Source organism: Stappia albiluteola (assembly GCF_014050225.1).
GTDB lineage: Bacteria > Pseudomonadota > Alphaproteobacteria > Rhizobiales > Stappiaceae > Hongsoonwoonella > Hongsoonwoonella albiluteola.
Window position 1 is genome coordinate 315,621 of sequence record NZ_JACFXV010000053.1, and the last position, 16,715, is coordinate 332,335.

General features: G+C 64.4%; 14 protein-coding genes and 1 other RNA gene. 3 read left to right on the forward strand and 12 right to left on the reverse strand.

The window, feature by feature from the left end:
* Window positions 1-12 precede the first annotated feature (12 nt).
* From H2509_RS20970 to pdxR, 7 genes are all read right to left on the reverse strand, one after another.
* A complete protein-coding gene (locus H2509_RS20970) occupies window positions 13-3,474 on the reverse strand; it encodes a UDP-N-acetylmuramoylalanyl-D-glutamyl-2,6-diaminopimelate--D-alanyl-D-alanine ligase (protein ID WP_235974872.1) in 3,462 nt (1,153 codons plus the stop codon).
* Between the two features lie 196 nt (window positions 3,475-3,670).
* Entirely contained in the window at window positions 3,671-5,377 is a 1,707-nt protein-coding gene (locus H2509_RS11845; RefSeq protein WP_182165509.1) for a peptidoglycan D,D-transpeptidase FtsI family protein, read from the reverse strand.
* Window positions 5,378-5,386: 9 nt separating this feature from the next.
* Complete coding sequence (ftsL, locus tag H2509_RS11850; RefSeq protein ID WP_182165511.1) at window positions 5,387-5,743, reverse strand: cell division protein FtsL; 357 nt, start codon at window positions 5,741-5,743, stop codon at window positions 5,387-5,389.
* A 4-nt stretch (window positions 5,744-5,747) separates the two neighbouring features.
* Window positions 5,748-6,782, reverse strand: a complete 1,035-nt coding sequence (gene rsmH, locus H2509_RS11855) for a 16S rRNA (cytosine(1402)-N(4))-methyltransferase RsmH (RefSeq protein ID WP_182165513.1) — start codon at window positions 6,780-6,782, stop codon at window positions 5,748-5,750.
* Window positions 6,779-7,237 (reverse strand): division/cell wall cluster transcriptional repressor MraZ, encoded by a 459-nt coding sequence (gene mraZ, locus H2509_RS11860; RefSeq protein WP_182165515.1) that lies wholly within the window; start codon window positions 7,235-7,237, stop codon window positions 6,779-6,781. The genes rsmH and mraZ overlap by 4 nt, the downstream gene beginning before the upstream one ends.
* Window positions 7,238-7,608: 371 nt before the next feature.
* Window positions 7,609-8,019, reverse strand: an RNA gene (rnpB, locus tag H2509_RS11865) — RNase P RNA component class A.
* 53 nt (window positions 8,020-8,072) lie between these two features.
* On the reverse strand, window positions 8,073-9,536 hold the full coding sequence (gene pdxR / locus H2509_RS11870) for a MocR-like pyridoxine biosynthesis transcription factor PdxR (RefSeq protein ID WP_182165517.1): 1,464 nt from the start codon (window positions 9,534-9,536) through the stop codon (window positions 8,073-8,075).
* Between the two features lie 81 nt (window positions 9,537-9,617).
* Here pdxR and H2509_RS11875 point away from each other — a divergent pair, with 81 nt between their 5' ends.
* Together H2509_RS11875 and H2509_RS11880 are read left to right on the forward strand one after the other, a co-directional pair.
* A complete protein-coding gene (locus tag H2509_RS11875; protein WP_182165519.1) occupies window positions 9,618-10,283 on the forward strand; it encodes a pyridoxamine 5'-phosphate oxidase family protein in 666 nt (221 codons plus the stop codon).
* A gap of 6 nt (window positions 10,284-10,289) precedes the next feature.
* Window positions 10,290-10,937, forward strand: a complete 648-nt coding sequence (locus H2509_RS11880; protein WP_182165521.1) for an FMN-binding negative transcriptional regulator — start codon at window positions 10,290-10,292, stop codon at window positions 10,935-10,937.
* A gap of 11 nt (window positions 10,938-10,948) precedes the next feature.
* Here H2509_RS11880 and H2509_RS11885 read toward each other — a convergent pair whose 3' ends face one another.
* The 4 genes from H2509_RS11885 to H2509_RS11900 form a co-directional block, all read right to left on the reverse strand.
* Window positions 10,949-11,449, reverse strand: coding sequence for a lytic transglycosylase domain-containing protein (locus H2509_RS11885; RefSeq protein ID WP_182165523.1), 501 nt, complete (start codon window positions 11,447-11,449; stop codon window positions 10,949-10,951).
* A 222-nt stretch (window positions 11,450-11,671) separates the two neighbouring features.
* On the reverse strand, window positions 11,672-12,433 hold the full coding sequence (locus H2509_RS11890) for an N-acetylmuramoyl-L-alanine amidase (protein WP_182165525.1): 762 nt from the start codon (window positions 12,431-12,433) through the stop codon (window positions 11,672-11,674).
* A gap of 13 nt (window positions 12,434-12,446) precedes the next feature.
* Window positions 12,447-13,148: a J domain-containing protein gene (locus H2509_RS11895; RefSeq protein ID WP_182165527.1), complete on the reverse strand. Its 702-nt coding sequence runs from the start codon at window positions 13,146-13,148 to the stop codon at window positions 12,447-12,449.
* 11 nt (window positions 13,149-13,159) lie between these two features.
* Window positions 13,160-13,858 carry an SDR family oxidoreductase gene (locus H2509_RS11900; RefSeq protein ID WP_182165529.1) on the reverse strand — a complete coding sequence of 233 codons (699 nt, stop codon included), beginning with the start codon at window positions 13,856-13,858 and terminating at the stop codon, window positions 13,160-13,162.
* 244 nt (window positions 13,859-14,102) lie between these two features.
* Between H2509_RS11900 and H2509_RS11905 the strand changes: the two genes are divergently transcribed.
* Window positions 14,103-14,990, forward strand: coding sequence for a DMT family transporter (locus H2509_RS11905; RefSeq protein ID WP_182165530.1), 888 nt, complete (start codon window positions 14,103-14,105; stop codon window positions 14,988-14,990).
* Between the two features lie 37 nt (window positions 14,991-15,027).
* On the opposite strand, the gene fumC is transcribed toward H2509_RS11905, so the two are convergent.
* Entirely contained in the window at window positions 15,028-16,422 is a 1,395-nt protein-coding gene (gene fumC, locus H2509_RS11910; protein ID WP_209001921.1) for a class II fumarate hydratase, read from the reverse strand.
* Between the last annotated feature and the right edge of the window lie 293 nt (window positions 16,423-16,715).

The following is a 16,715-nucleotide window of genomic DNA, read 5'->3' on the forward strand; positions in this document are numbered from 1 at the left end:
TTGTTGTTGTCCTTACTCCGCTGCTTCATCGGCGGCGGGAAACTCGCTCGTCAGCGCATCGACCAGCGGTCCCATGCGGGTGCCGAGCGATCCCTTGATCATGACGACATCACCCGGCCGCAACTCGTTGAGGAGAAGCGGCCTCAGGCCCTTGGATTCCTCGGAATAGGCGCCGCGCATTGGCGTCGGCAAAGCTTCCCAAAGGCTGTGCATATGCGGGCCGGCGCAATAGACGAGGTCGACATTCGCCGATCGCACCGCCTCGGCGAGCGCCGCGTGCAGGCCGTCCGCAGCGTCGCCCAGCTCGCGCATGTCGCCAAGCACGGCAATGCGCCGCCCCGGCGCCTTGACCGGCGTTTCGCCAAGCAGGCGAAGCGCGGCGCGCATGGACGCCGGATTGGCGTTGTAGCTTTCGTCGATCAGCGTCGCCTTGCCGCTGGGCAGCCTGAGCGCCGTCTGCGCGCCACGCCCTTTCGGCGCCCGCATGTCGGCCAGCGCCAGGCCGGCCAGCGCCAGATCGCCGCCCAGCTCCTTGACGGCGGCGAGCACCGCCAGGCTGTTCTTCACATAGTGAAAACCCGGAGCGCCGACCTTGTAGGCGATCTCCTCGCCCATGATCGTCGCCGAAATGCAGGTGCATCCCGTTTGAGCCGCAATCTTGTGCGCGCGTGCATCGGCCGGATGATCGACGCCGAAGGTGCGCACGTGCTCCACGTCCGACATGCGTGCATGGAACATCAGCAAGTCGAACTGGTCGTTGTCGCGATTGAGAATGGCGGTGCCGCCCGGCTCGATGCCGCTGAAAATCTCGGCCTTTGCCGCCGCGATCTTCTCCACAGAACCGAAGAATTCCAGATGCACCGGCTGCACGGTGGTGATTACCGCCACATGCGGCCGCACCATCTGCACCAGCGGCGTGATCTCGCCGGCATGGTTCATGCCGATCTCGAAGACACCGTAGGCGCTTTCCCGCGGCATGCGGGCAAGCGTCAGCGGCACGCCCCAGTGATTGTTGAAAGACGCCACCGCCGCATGGGTCGTCCCGCAGCGGGAGAGCGCCAGGCGCAGCATTTCCTTCGTGCCCGTCTTGCCGACGGAACCGGTTACGGCAACGATACGCGCATTGGTGCGCGCCCTGGCAGCCCGTCCGAGTCGGACCAGCGCCTCAAGGGGATCATCGACGGCGACGAACGGGCCGTCAGCCGGCAGATCGGCGGCCTTGTCCTCCGCAACGACAGCGATGGCCGCGCCGGCGTCGATCGCGGCTTTCACGAATTGATGGCCGTCGAAGACGTCGCCCTTGATGGCGATGAAGGCCTCGCCCGGTTGCAGGGTCCGGCTGTCGATGGAAATGCCGGTGATTTCCTGCCCCGGTGTCCCGACGACGCGACCACCGGTCGCGGCGAGGAATTCCTCAAGCGTCCAGAGCGGCCCGGCCGGCGAGATCGCCTCCGCCGGCTGCGCCGCCCGCGAGGCCACTATCGTTTCCAGTTCTATCTGTGCATCCGACGCGGCAATGGCGGCAACAATCGGCTCGGGAATTTCTTCCCGGACCTCATCTGCTGGAGCAGCATCCATGTCCGGCACAGCTTCGGAGTCCGCGGCCGGAGCTTCGACCGCCTCTGCTACAACCTCGTCCCTGCCAACATCTGTCGCGGCATCCTGCGGCTCCTCAAAGAGATCCTGATCATCGCCAGCCGCCTCAAGGACGTCATCGTCCGAAACGGGCTCCACTGCGGGCGCAAGGTCAGGCAGTTGACCGGCCTCCGGTTCCGGCGCCTCCATCTCGGCACCATCGGCGGGCTCTGCGGGCGCGACTTCCGGAGCTTCGGCAGGCTCTTCACCGGCGTGCGTTTCCTCGGACTCGCCTGTAACCTCGCCTTCCGCCAACTCGTCGAGCCGCGCCTCGAATTCGAGATCGCCGAAGAGTTCCTCGAATTCCTCGTCGGTTATCGAGATCGTCGTTCCCGATTGCGAGGGTTCCGCCGCCGTGCTCTCGCCGGTGCCACCTGTTGGCTGGGCCGCCAATGCTTCCGCCACCGCTTCGTGGTCGGAGAAATGCAGCACCTTGTCGCCGACGATCTGGCCGGTCTCATGGCCCTTGCCGGCGATGCAAAGCACATCGCCTTCGCCCATCATGGCGATCGCCTCGGAGATCGCCTGCCCCCGGTCTGCGATCTCGATCGCGCCGGGCGCACCATACAGGATCGCCCGACGGATCTTCGCCGGATCTTCGCTCCGTGGATTGTCGTCGGTGACGATGACCACATCGGCATTTTCGTGAGCCGCCTTGCCCATCAGGGGGCGCTTGCCCGGATCGCGATCGCCGCCGGCGCCGACGACAACGATGAGACGGCCCCGGGTAAACGGGCGCAGGGCCGCGAGCGCGTTTTCCAGCGCATCCGGCTTGTGGGCGTAGTCAACGAAGATCAGACCGCCATTTGACGTCTTGCCGCTCAGCTCGAGCCGGCCCGGCGCGCCTTTCAGCCCTTCGAGCGCCGTCAGCGCCACATCGGTGGACACGCCCGCCGCGATGGCGAGACCGGCGGCGATCAGCGCATTCGATACCTGGAACCGTCCGGCCAGCGGCAGGCGAACCTTGCAGGGTCCGTCCGGCGTCGTCAGCGACAGGATCTGCGTGAACCCTTCGTGCTCAATGCCTTCGAGCGCCAGATCCTTTCCGCCCTCACCGACGGTGAAGAGCTTCAGGCCGCGCGCCTTCGCCACCTCGATCACGCGGTCGGCATAGGGCGCGGAAGGCTCGACCACGACGGTGCCGCCGTCGGGCAGCAACGTTTCGAACAGCCGCAGCTTCGCCTTCAGATAGCTTTCGACATCCGGGTGATAGTCGAGATGATCGCGGCCGAGGTTGGTGAAGGCCGCCGCCTTGATCGCCACCCCGTCGAGGCGACGCTGGTCGAGGCCGTGGCTGGAAGCCTCCATCGCGGCATAAGTTATCCCGTCGTCCGAAAGGCGGGCCAGATCACGGTGCAGCGAGACCGGATCCGGCGTGGTGAGGCCGCCGTAGCTTTCCCCGCGTGAGGTCACCGTGCCGATGGTGCCGAGGCTTGCCGCCTCGTGGCCCGCATGGGCGAAGATCTGCCGAACGAAGACGGCGACGGAGGTCTTGCCGCTGGTGCCGGTGACCGCGACCATGGTGCCCGGCTGGTGACCGTAGAAGGATGCCGCCATCAGCGCCAGCGAGCGGCGCGGGTCGTCGCTCGTGATGACCGGACAGTCACCCGCCGCGGCGGCGACCGTCTTCTCATCGGCGTCAGTGCCGACGAGGATGGCGGCGGCTCCGTTCTTGCGGGCATCGGCAATGAAGCGCGTGCCATCGGCATTCGCGCCCTTCAGCGCGGCAAACAGATACCCAGGCTTCACCGCCCGGCTGTCGGCGGTCAGTCCCCTGATCTCCACCACGGCCGCCTTGGGCGTAAGCCTGACGTCGTCGGCTATGTCCTTGAGCTGCATGTCATGCGCCACTGTCCGTCGGACCGCTTGCCGGGCCGCCCTTTCGGAGCGACGGCAGCCAGTCGTCTGTCAAAAGACCAAGACCTGCCGGCAGACCGAAAACTGCACCGGAAAGCCCATTTGTGCGTCGTCTCGAAGACTTGCCGGCGGCTTTGGTGCGACCCCGCCCTCGACAGGTCTTCGTTGCCCGGAAACCCTAGTAGGAAACCGGGATCGTATCCGCCCCTTCCCCGAACTTCGGCAGCACGCCGAGCATCGGCGCCGTCCGGCGGATGATATTGGCCACCGTCGGCGCCGCGTTCAGGCCTGCCGTCGCCCCGATACCTTCGCGCTCCGGCTTCGGCTCGTCCAGCATCACCAGTACCACATAGCGCGGGTCGTCCATCGGAAAGGCGGACAGGAAGGAATTGCGCCGCTTATTGGCGACATAGTGGCCGTTTTCAACCTTTTCCGCGGTTCCGGTCTTTCCGCCGACCATATAGCCGGGCACTGCCGCGCGCTTGCCCGAGCCCGAAAGCACGTTCAACTGATAGAGATAGCGCACGATGGCACTTGTCCGCTTGGAGATGACCTGCTTGGCAAGCGCTTCCGCCGTCACCCGGTCACGGGGATAAAACGTTGGCGGAATGAGTTTCCCGCCGTTCACGAGCGCGGCGGCTGCGACTGCGGTCTGCATCGGCGTCACCGAAATGCCATGACCGAAGGAAATCGTCATCGCCTCCAGTTCGCGCCACCTGGCGGGAAGAAGCGGAGTGGCGACCTCCGGCAGTTCCGTATCCATGCGATCGGTAAGCCCGATCTTCTTCATGAACTCCTGCTGCGCATTGATGCCGGCCGTCAGCATCATCTTCACCGTGCCGATATTCGACGAATAGATGAAGATTTCCGGCACGGAGAGAATGCGGTTCTTGCCGTGGAAATCGCTGATCGTACGCCCGCCGGCGCGGATCGGCCGGGTGGCATCGAAACTGTCCTCCACCGTCACCTTGCCGCTGTCGAGCGCCATGGCAACCGTAAAACCCTTGAACACCGAGCCCATCTCGTAGACACCGCCGGTCGCGCGGTTGAGCTTGTCCTTGTCCAGCGCCTCGCTTCGGTCGTTCGGGTCGTAGTCCGGCACCGACGACATCGCGACGACTTCGCCCGTCTGGGCATCGAGGACGATGCCAGCAGCCGCGATCGCATGATAACGCTCCATCGCGCGGATCAACTCGTCCCGCACCACATGCTGCACGCGGATATCGACGGAAAGGCGAACGGGCTCGATCGCCTTGTTCGCGGCAAAGCCTGCGGCCTGCAGGTCGCGGAGCCAGGCGCGGTCGATCGCCAGCTCCATGCCGGCAATGCCCTGATTGTCGACATTGGTGGAGCCGACGATATGGCTTGCCGTCGGGCCGCCCGGATAAAAGCGGCGGTTCTCCTGCAGGAAGCCGATGCCGGGGATGCCGAGATTGTGGATCTTCTGCTGCTGGGCGGGCGTCAGCTCGCGCTTCAGCCAGATGAAACCGGCATTGCTGGCGAGCCTGTTGCGCACGGACGGCTGGCGAAGCTCGGGCAGTACGCTGGAAAGACCTTCAAACGCCTCGTCCACATCGACGATCTTGCGCGGTTCGGCATAAAGCGAGGCGGTCTTGATATCGGTCGCCAGGATCTCGCCATTCCGGTCGACCAGATCGGGTCGGGACGCGGCAACGGAATCCTGCGCGGAAATATAGCTGGCTGCAGATGTGGGCTCCGCAAGGCCCAGCATGACGAGACGGGACGCGATCAGTGCATAGACGCAGGCGAAGGCTCCCATCGTCAGCAGGACGCGCGACTTCATCGACCGGCTCGGCACCGGCAGGGCTTTCTGCCGAACGATACGATGCTGCAGGAAGGAACGGGGTGCTGAAGGAGCCGCCATGCTTTCCCCTTAGCGGATCGTCGGTACGCCGCCGGCGTAACCGCCGAGCGAACTGTCGGAATTGATCGGTTCGAGATCGACCGGCTTCAGCGGAAGCTCTTCCAGCAGGGTGATCTGTTCCACCGAAAGCGGTTGCAGTTCCAAATAGGAATTGTAGCGGTCGACGAGACCCTGAAGCCGGTCGGGCTGGTTCAGCACGCTCCATTCGGCTTTGAGAAGCTGAATCTGCTCACGTTCCTCGGCGATCTGGCGCTGAAGGTCGGCGACTTCCTCCGCCGACATTTCGGCAGCATGTTTCATGTCATAGACCGTCGCCGCTGCAATCAGCACAACGAGGACGAAGACGGCATTGAGATAGCGGGTCATCCGTTCATCCTCCCAAACCGGGCATGCGCCCAAGGCGTGGCACGCCAAGGGCATCGAAATCGATTTCGCGGGCAGGCGCGTCCAGGCGACGGCCGGCCCTGAGCTTCGCCGAGCGCGCGCGGGGATTGGCGGCGATTTCCGCCTCGCCCGACTCCACGGCTCCCTTGACGGCGAACTCGAAGGTCGCCGGCGGCACTTCACCTTCCGGCATATGACGGGACCCGCCGGCACGGGTGCGGCAGCGGTCGGCGAAGAAGCGCTTCACGATGCGGTCTTCGAGACTGTGGAAGGTCACGACGACCAGCCGCCCGCCGGGCCTGAGCGCGCGTTCGGCCGCACCCAGCGCCTCGGCGACCTCTTCCAACTCGCCGTTCACATAGATGCGCAACGCCTGGAAGGTCCGGGTGGCAGGATGGATCTGCGCCTTTTTCGGAGAACGTCCGAGGACGCGCTCGACAAGCTGGGCGAGTTCCCCGGTGCGGGCGAAAGGACGTTCCGCGCGGCGAGCGGCGATTGCGGAGGACACGGCGGAGGCGCGGCGTTCTTCGCCAAGAAGGCCGATGACCCGCGTCAGCTCCTTTTGCGGCAGCGTATTGACCACATCAGCCGCTGTCGGCCCATGCCGTCCCATGCGCATGTCGAGCGGTCCGTCGAAGCGGAAGGAAAAGCCGCGCTCCGCCTGATCGAGCTGCATGGAGGAAACGCCGAGATCGAGGACCACGCCATCGACCGAGGCTGCTCCCTCTCCAGCCGCGTGGACGTCGAGTTCGGAGAACCGGCCCTCGACCAGCTTCAGCTTTCCATTGGCGGCGCGCACGAGCTCAGCGCCGCCGGCAATGGCCGTCGGATCGCGATCGATCGCGATGACGTCGGCGCCCTGGCCGAGGATCGCGCGTGTGTAGCCGCCAGCACCGAAGGTGCCGTCGACCACCGTTTCTCCCGGCCGGGGATCGAGCGCCGCCAGAACCTCGCCGAGCATGACCGGGATATGCGGCCCACTATTACCAGTCACGGCGTTGATGTCGCCCGGCCCGCTCATGACGAGACCCCCGCCGGCGCCTTGCCGGACAGGACGGAAAGCGCGTGCTTCATGGCGTCCGCCTGATGGGCACGGAAGCGCTCCGGCTGCCAGATCTGGAATTTGTAGCCCTGGCCGACAAAGGTCACCTGATCGGCGATGCCCGCATGTTCGCGGATCATGTCGGAGAGCATCACCCGCCCCTCGCCATCGATCTTCAAGGTCTCGCTGGCGCCGAAGAGTGCGGTCGACAGCGCGTCGTGATCGAGCGTCAGCGTATCGAAGCCTTCCAGCCGCTTCTGGATCTGGTCGACAAGCTTGTGACCACCGGCATCGACCGCGGACTGGAAGAGCGAGGGAAAGCAGTAAAGCCCCTCGAAACCATCGCGCGCGAGTTCCTGGCGGAAGGGCGCGGGAACGGAGACACGGCCCTTCGCGTCGAGTCGATTTGTGTAATGCGACACGAAGCCGGCCATCGAACTCCCCGCCCCACCACCCGGCGACTATCGCCCGGCGCCCGAATGGACCCCGGCCCCTTGAAGAGAAAGCGCCGCTACCGGCAACGAATACCGAACGGCTGAGGTGTCCTTGCGACGATCCCTGGCGCGGAGGCGCCATGCTTACTCTGTCACGTTCCGGGATGATTTGGGATAACATGGGACCATATGGGCGTCAATGGAATCCGATGGTTTGAGCCCCCTCCCAAACACGGTTTTCAACCCGTAAACAGGTTATGCACAATTAAGCTTAAGATTGTGTTTCCACGGGAAGATGGGCTGACATGCCCTTGCAACGGCAGGTCGCCGGCGTGCAAAAGCGCCGTAACGTCACTTTTTTGATCGAAAGAGGTGCCAGCCGGCCTGTAAGCCGGGTTCTGTATGGCGCGGACGAAGCGTACCCCGCCCCCGCGCGACGACCATTCATCTGGGGCGCCCGTTACCGGACGCCTCCTGCAACCAACCCGGGCGGCTGGTCTGGAAATCGACCGAGCCCGAAGGCTCGCGCCGCCCCTATTCGGTCTTGCTCCCGGTGGGGTTTGCCGTGCCGCTTCCGTTACCGGTCGCGCGGTGGGCTCTTACCCCACCCTTTCACCCTTACCCCGAAGCCTTGCGGCCTGAGCGGGGCGGTTTGCTTTCTGTGGCACTTTCCCTGAGGTTGCCCCCGCCGGGCGTTACCCGGCACCGTATTTCCATGGAGCCCGGACTTTCCTCCCCCGCGGCGTTTCCGCACTTGCGGGAGCGGCCGTCCGGCCGACTGGCAAGCGACACGTAAGGACACGGCGGCCGAAGGTCAAGCCGGCTTGGAGTGTCGTCAACGATCATCAAGCGCATCGGCCAGCGCCGATATGCCGGCGTCGATATCGCCTTCCGTTGCGCCGGCAAAGCCGATCACGAGCCCGGAGAGGCTCGCCGCGAGCCCGTATCCCGACAGCGCGGAGACGGCGTAGCCTTTCTTTGCCATCCGCTCCACCACCGTCCGGTCGTCAATGCCTGCACCGAAACGCGCGACAAGCTGGACGCCACCGACGGGCATTTCGACGGCGACACGATTGCCGAGCCGCGCGCGAGACCGTTCGACCAGCTTGCGGCCGCGCGCTTCGTAGGTAGAGCGGATCCGCTTCAGATGCGCACGGTAGTGGCCGCTTTCGATGAATTCGGCCAGTGCTGCCTGCGTATGGATGTTGACGAGCAGACCCGCATTCCTTTGCGCCTGCGCCAACGGGCCGGCAAGACGTTCCGGCACCACCATGTAGGCGATCCGCAGACCCGGCAGCATGCTTTTCGAGAACGTGCCGAGATAGACGACCTCCTCCCCGCTCCCCAGTCCCTGCAGCGCCGCGATCGGCCTGCCGTGGAAAAGGAACTCGCTGTCGTAGTCATCCTCCAGAATAATCGCGCCCGCCGCCCGCGCACGCTCCAGCAGGGCAAGCCTGCGGTCGAGCGCCATGCGGGATCCGAGTGGAAACTGATGTGACGGCGTGACATAGACGAGCTTCGGCCGGGAGCCCGTCGCCATGGCCCCGACATCCGCGCCATCCGCATCGACCGGCAGCGGCTCTATCGTCAGGCCGGCGGCAAGAAAGGCCGCCCGCGCCCCGAGATAGCCGGGATCCTCCAGCCAGGCGCAATCGCCCGGATCGCTCAATGTCAAAGTGACCAGATGAAGGCATGCCTGCGCCGAAGGCAGCACGAGCACCTGCGAGGCCTTGGCCCGCACGCCTCTTTCGCGCGCGAGATAGCCGGCAAGCACGGCGCGAAGGGCCGGGTAGCCCGCCGTTTCCTGATATTGCAGCACCCCACCGGAGACGCGCCGGGCCGCACGCCTCAGCGCCCGCGCCCAGTCGTCGCGCGGGAAGCAGTCTTCAGCCGGCGAGCCTGGCTGCAATTGTCCTTTCGAAGGCGCCTCGGCGGCGTAGATCTCTGAGCGTGCGTTCTGAGCCAGCGCCGCGCCGCGCCGGGACACGCCGGGCGCTTCCCCGCCCGTCCTCACGGAGCTGGCCGCCGCATCGAGACTGTCCATCGCGGCGATCCTGGGCCGCGCGCCCGGTTTCACCTCGATAATCCCTTCCGCCGCCAACAGCTCATAGGCGGCGTTGACCGTGTTGCGGGACACGTCGAGCGCGGCCGCCAGCGCGCGGCTTGAGGGCAGTGCGTCGCCCGTCGCCAGCCGCTTGTCTCCAACGGCCGAGCGTATGGAACGATAAATCTGCTCGGGCAGCGCGACGTCTGCCCTGCGGTCGAGATCGAGAAACCCGGCGAGCAGCAAGTGGTCCACTCCAACTCAATAAACTGGATCTTACACAGGACCAGTTGGTCGCATATTTTTCGCGGTCGTAAAAGAAGAAATGGATCAGCAATGAACGTCGAAGCAAAGCTCCAGCCACCTTATGCCCGCGTCCGCGCCGCAAACCGCGCCGATTACGACCGGGCGACGATCCATGCCATCCTCGATGCGGCAATTGTCGCCCATGTGGGGTTTGTCGACGACGGGCGGCCGATGGTGATTCCGATGATCTTCGGGCTGATCGGCGATACGATCTACCTGCACGGCGCCAAGGCAACACGAATTATCAAGCGTGTCGGTGAAACGGCGCCCCTTTGCCTGACGGTCACACATGTAGACGGACTTGTCGTGGCGCGCTCCGCCTTCCATCATTCCATCAACTATCGCTCCGCGGTCATCCATGGCACGGCGCGTCATGTCACGGACTCGCAGGAACATGAGCGCGCTCTTGTCGCTGTCACCGAGCACCTGCTGCCCGGCCGCTGGGATGAAGCCAGGCCGATGACGGAGAAGGAGAGCCGCGCCACCGGCGTGCTGGCGCTGGACATCGAAGCGGCAAGCGCGAAAATCCGGCAAGGACCGCCGGTCGATGACGAAGCGGATCATGACCTGCCGATCTGGGGCGGCGTCCTCCCGGTCGCGACAGCCATTGCCGCGCCCGTCCATGACGGCAGGATGGCGGATGGCGGAGTTCCGCCTGCATCGCTGCTCAAGGCACGACGGAAATTCGGAGCCTGAAACGAGATGTACAGCCGCGATGCATCCCGCGAAGAGCGGCCGGAGGTCCTGAAGGCGGCGATCCGAGACCTTCACTTTGCCAGCCTGGTCACGGCGGCGGACGGCGGCATCCTGTGCACGCACCTGCCGATGATCCTGATGGAGGACGAGGACGGCACCCTGCGGCTGGAAGGCCATGTCGCGCGCGCCAACCCGCATTGGCGCACCCTGTCGGCAGCGCCCGCGTCGCTGGCGATCTTCCAGGGGCCGCATGCCTATGTGTCGCCCTCCTGGTATGCGACCAAGGCGGAGACCGGCAAGGCCGTACCGACCTGGACCTATGTGTCGGTCCACGCCCATGGCAGGCTGCGCGTGATGGAGAATACGGCCCGGTTACTCGCCCATCTCGAGCGGCTCACACGCCGTAACGAGGACGGCAGGGCCGACCCCTGGTTGATTAAGGACGCGCCCGACGGCTTCGTCGAGGCGCTGTCGCGGGGCATCGTCGGCGTCGAACTTGCGGTCGAGCGGCTGGATGGCGTCTGGAAGCTGAACCAGCATCGAAGCGGCGACGACCGTGCCGGCATGGTCGCGGGCCTTCGGGAGGAAGGAAAGGCCGGCGCGACACGCATTGCCGAATTGGCGGCGGGGCTCGACGTGCCCCTCGCCGACTAAATACGTTCCGGTCAGGTCGATGCCAGGATCTGCTTGACCTTGGTGCAGTACTTGCGGCTGACCGGGTTCATGCGGGTGGCGAAGTGGCCGGCATTGTAGCGCAGCACCGTACCGCAGAGATCGCCGCCTGCCTTCTTGTGGGCACCAGCGAGATATTTCATGCCCCATTCGAGATTGGTCTTCGGGTCGTAGAGGCCCGAGGCCGCGCCCTTGTAGCCCATGCCACGCGCAGTTGCGGGCTTGATCTGCATCAGGCCGATCTCCCCGGCCCTGCCTTTAGCCTTCGGGTTATAGTTGCTCTCAACCTTCACGATCGCATGCGCCAGTTCGGCGGGAATGCCATGCTTCTTCGCGGTTGTCGTGATGATGTCGTCATACATGGCGGCGCGCCCCCCTTCGAGAATTGCGGGGTTCACGGTGGTGGTCGCAATCTGCGCCGACTGACAGGCCGCCATGGACAGCCCGAGTACAATCATCGCCGCGGCCACGCCCGCGCGTCGTCTTGTTTGCATTCGCCCAACCTTTTTGTTGATCACGTCAATTAATCGGCGGGCGGTATGATGGCCGGGTAAGACGAAAATCCGGCGCGACCAATCACGAAATATTACAAAAATTCAAGAAAAATGGCGGGATCTTGCCATATTCTCAGGAATATTTGCCTCGCACGGGACGAAAAGCCTGATGAAAGGCCGCGACCTGGCGCAAAAGCGGCGAAAATCTGAATACGTTCTCTCTCACTCGAGGCTCGGCAGGGCAGTCAGCAAGGCATGAAGCGTCGCTATCGTCGACATGTCGGCGATACCATCCACCTTGGCGGGGCGAAAATGGCGCTGAAATGCCTTCACGGCGTCATGCGTCCGCTCGTCGAAGACGCCGGTGACGCCGACATCATAGCCGTAGATCCCCAGCATCGACTGCAGCGCCTCGATCGGCTGGCCTTCCTCCCCGCGCTGGAAATAGCGCCCGCCGGATATCGGCACCGGTTCCGCCCAGTGCCCAACGCCTTCGGCCGCAAGCCGGTTCCAGGGAAACAGTTCGCCCGGGTCTTCCTTGCGGTCCGGCGCGATATCGGAATGGGCCAGCACGCGCTCGGGGCGGATGCCGTGACGACGGCAGACGTCCCTGCACAGGTCGATCACCGCATCGATCTGCGCGTCCGGAAACGGCCGGTAGCCGAATTCATGGCCCGGATTGACGATCTCGATGCCGATGGAGCGGGAATTCAGGTCGCGCTCGCCCTTCCAGAAGGACTTGCCCGCATGCCAGGCGCGGCGAGCCTCCGGCACGCATTGCAGGATCGCGCCGTCCTCGTCGACCACATAATGGGAAGAGACCTCGCTTGCGGGATCGCAGAGCCGCCGGATCGCCGATTGCGCGTCCCGCATGCCGGTATAATGCAGGATCAGCGTATCGATCGGCGCTCCTTCGCGCCTCTCATTGTGGTTCGGCGAAGGCTGCAGGCGGGCGGCAACCAGCGTGTCGGTCTTTACGGCCATCGATCCAATCCCGTCAAAGGCCGCGTTCGGCCGAAATCTGCCTGTAGGCGGCGTTGAGCGCGGCGAGCCGGTCATTGGCGATCTTCACGAATTCCTCAGGCACGCCGCGAGCCATCAGCCTGTCGGGATGAGTTTCTCTCACCAATTGGCGATAATGGGCCTTCACCTCCGCATTGCTTGCCGACGGCTCGACGCCCAGTACCACGTAGGGGTCGCCGCCTTCGCGCGTATGGCGGGCAAGCACCTGGTTGAAGGCGCGGGCATCGAAACCGAAGATCTCGGCCACCCGCCGCAAATAGGAGACTTCCGCCTCATGCACGAGGCCGTCGGCCTTGGCAATGTGAAACAGGCCGTCGAGAATGTCGGTGAGGGTTTCCTGCTCCCCGGCAAAGACCCCGGCAAGACGCGCGGCATAGACCTCGAAGCCTGCAACGTCCTGCTTGGCGAGGTTGAAAAGCCTCGCCACATTCCTTTCTTCGCCGGCCGGAATCTGGAAGAGGTCGAGGAATGCGATTTCCTCGTCGCCCGTCACCACTCCATCCGCCTTGGCCATCTTCGCCGACAGCGCGATCATCGCCACCGTGAAGGCGACAGACCGCCGGCCCTCGCTGCCGTCGCCGAGAGTGGTAACGAACTGGACGATGCGATCGACCAGACCTACGCTGCCGTTGCCGATCGTCTGCAGGACGGAGTTGATCCGCGACCAGATGCTCATCCGCGTATCACTCAGACCGAGCGGGTGATGCCGCCGTCGACGCGGATATTCTGGCCGGTCAGATAGCCGGCTCCTTCCGACAGCAGGAACGCGGCGGTTTCGGCGATTTCATCGACCCGGCCATAGCGTCCCATGGGGATCTTCGCCTTGAAATGCTCCTTCTCCGGCAGGCTGTCGATGAAGCCTGGCAGGATGTTGTTCATGCGGATGCCATTTGCCGCATAACGGTCGGCGTAAAGCTTGGCGAAGGCGGCCAGCGACGCGCGGAAGGCGCCCGAGGTCGGGAAAGACGGGTCCGGCTCAAACGTGGCGTAGGTGGAAATGTTGACGATGGAACCGTGGCCCTGCTGCAGGAAGATCGGCGTCACCAGCCGGGCCATGCGCACCACATTGAGGAAGTAAACGTCCATCCCGAGGTGCCAGTCCGCGTCGGAAATCTCCAGCAGTTCGCCCTTCGGCCCGTGGCCGGCGCTGTTGACCACCGCATCGATGCGTCCGAAATGCGCCTTGGCTCCAGCGACGAACGCCTTCAGATCGTCAGGATCGAGGTTCGAACCGGTAAAACCGAAACCGCCCAGCGCGCCGGCCAGGGCATCGCCCTTGCCCGAGGAGGACAGGATCCCGACCTTCCAGCCGCGTTCGGCAAGCGTACGGGCGATGCCGGCGCCCATGCCGCTGCCGCCGGCCGTGATCAAAACGACGCGTTCCATCCTTGATGTTCCTTCCTGTCCAGGCAGGCAAATCACTTGCCCCTTTCCTAGCACAGCAGGCCAGCTTGGCGAGGGGGCAATTCGTCCCGGCTGGTTCCCCGATCCACCCTGCAACCGGTTCTTGAACCAGCGACCAAAAATGATATTTGTGCCTTCGGCGCGGGAAAGGGCCGGCGCTGGCCGAATTCAGGCCAACCGCCCGTTCGGCTCGAATTCCTGTCCCGTCCCCGGAGCGTGTACCCGCATGAACCCCACCGCCAGCCAGCTTCGCCTCGGCGCCTTCCTCGGCATCATCGGAGTCGTCATCTTCGGCGGCACCTTGCCGATGACACGCCTTGCCGTGATGGGCCTCGACCCGTGGTTCGTGACGATGGGACGCGCGACGGTGGCCGGCGTCCTGGCCCTGATCGCGATTTTCGTGCTTCGCCCGCCGATGCCGCGAAAGCGCGACTGGCCGATCATGGTGCTCGCCTCGCTCGGCCTCGTCATCGGCTTTCCGGGTTTCGCCGGCTTCGCCATGCAAAGCGTGCCTTCTGCACATGGCGGCGTGGTCTTCGGCGTCATGCCGCTTGCAACCGCGGTTGCCGCGACAATCGTCGCGGGGGAACGTCCCTCGCCTGCCTTCTGGATGATCGCCGCAATCGGCGCCGCCATCGTCGCCACCTTCGCCCTGCGCAACGGCGGCGCGGAAGTCGTGACCGGCGACCTGTGGCTGCTCGCCGGCGGCGCCTGCGCTGCCTTCGGCTATGCCTGGTCTGGAATGCTGTCGCGCACCATGCCCGGCTGGGCGGTGATTTCCTGGGCGCTGGTCGTGGCACTGCCACTCACGGTACCGGCCAGCATCTTCCTGCTGCCTCCCTCCTTCGAAGCCGTGCCGACGACAAGCTGGCTCGCCTTCGGATATCTTTCCGTCTTCTCGATGTTCATCGGCTTCTTCGCCTGGAACGCGGGACTGGCGCTTGGCGGCATTGCCCGCGTCGGTCAGGTCCAGCTTTTCCAGACCTTCGTGACGCTGGCGGTTGCCGCTTTCGTGCTCGGAGAAAAGGTCGGCCCGGAAACCCTGGCCTATGCGGTTGCCGTCGTGGCCGTCGTGGCGGCAGGACGCTTTACCCGAGTGTCTGCCAAGGCTTGAGATCCCGAAATTTCCCGGCAAATAGCTGAGTAATCCTTCAATCGCCCGTCATTCGCTCGGGAACGACGATCCGGTCGAAGTCCTCCTCGCTAACATGCCCCAGCGCCAGGGCGGCTTCCTTCAGCGTCGATCCATGGTGATACGCATGGTGGGCGATCTCGGCAGCCTTGTCGTAGCCGATCACCGGCGCGAGCGGCGTCACCAGCATCAGAGATTCATTGACGAAGCGGGCGATCCTGCTTTCGTTGGCCGTCATGCCGACAACGGCGAACGCGGTGAAGGCCACCATGCCGTCGGCCATCATCCGACAGCTTTCGACGACATTGTAGCCCATCATCGGTTTGTAGACGTTCATCTCCAGCATGCCGCCGGCGCCGGCAAAGCCAGTCGCCACATCAAGGCCCATGACCTGGGCGGCCACCATCGCCAGCGCCTCGCACTGGGTCGGGTTGACCTTGCCCGGCATGATCGACGAGCCCGGCTCGTTCGCCGGCAGTTCGATCTCGGCGAAGCCCGCGCGCGGCCCGCAGGACAGCAGGCGGATATCGTTGGCGATCTTGTAGAGCGAGACGGCGAGCACCCGAAGCACGCCGGACGCCATCACCATCGCATCATGCGCGCCCATGACGGTGAACTTGTTCTCCGCCGAAACGAAGGGAAGCCCGGTTTCGGAGGCCAGCAAATCGGCCACGCTCCGCCCGAACTCCTTTGGAGCGTTGACGCCGGTCCCGATTGCCGTACCGCCGACGGCAAGCTTCATCAGGCCCTTCAGCGCGAAGTCCAGCCGCTCGCGATTGTCGTCCAGCATGCCGACATAGCCGGAAAACTCCTGGCCGAGCGTCATTGGCACCGCGTCCTGCATGTGAGTACGGCCGATCTTGACGATCCCGGCCCACTCCTTCGCCTTGTCGTCGAGCGCATCGCGCAACCGCTCGAGCGCCGGAAGCAGCCTGTCCCTGATGATCAGCGCGGCGGACACGTTGAGCGCGGTCGGGAAGATGTCGTTCGACGACTGCGACATGTTCACATGGTCGTTGGGGTGCACCGGCTCCTTTGAGCCGATCTTTCCGCCGGAGAGTTCGATCGCCCGGTTGGAGATCACCTCGTTGACGTTCATGTTGGACTGGGTGCCCGATCCGGTCATCCAGACATGCAGCGGAAACTCGGTGTCGAACCTTCCCGACAGCACCTCGTCCGCCGCCCGCACGATGAGGTCCGCGCGTTCCGCATCGAGCTTGCCGATATCCCGGTTGGCAAGCGCGGCGCATTTCTTGATCAGCGCGAGCGCGTGCACGACCTCCAGCGGGATCTTCTCCGAGCCGATCGCGAAGTGATGCAGCGACCTTTCCGTCTGCGCGCCCCAGTAGCGCTCCGCAGGCACCTCGACCGCGCCCATGGAGTCGGTTTCGATGCGCATCCTTGCCGTGCTCATGACATTTTTTCCCGACTGGAGGTCTGAACATTCGGGATCGATTATAGGGCAAACGGTGCTATCCGGCAGGCGGCGTGGTCACCTTCTTCCTCTTAGAGCATATCCCGTCAAATCCGAATCGGATTTGGCGACAAGGATATGCTCAAAGCATTGATTCTGGAGCGATTTCTTATCGACCGGATGATCCCATCCGGTCGGAAAGCGCTCTAGTCCGACAAAAGATCGATCAAAGAAGCGGGTCTCAAGCTGCAGCTTTTCCCCTCGTCTTACGCGGGCTTGACCCGCGTATCCAT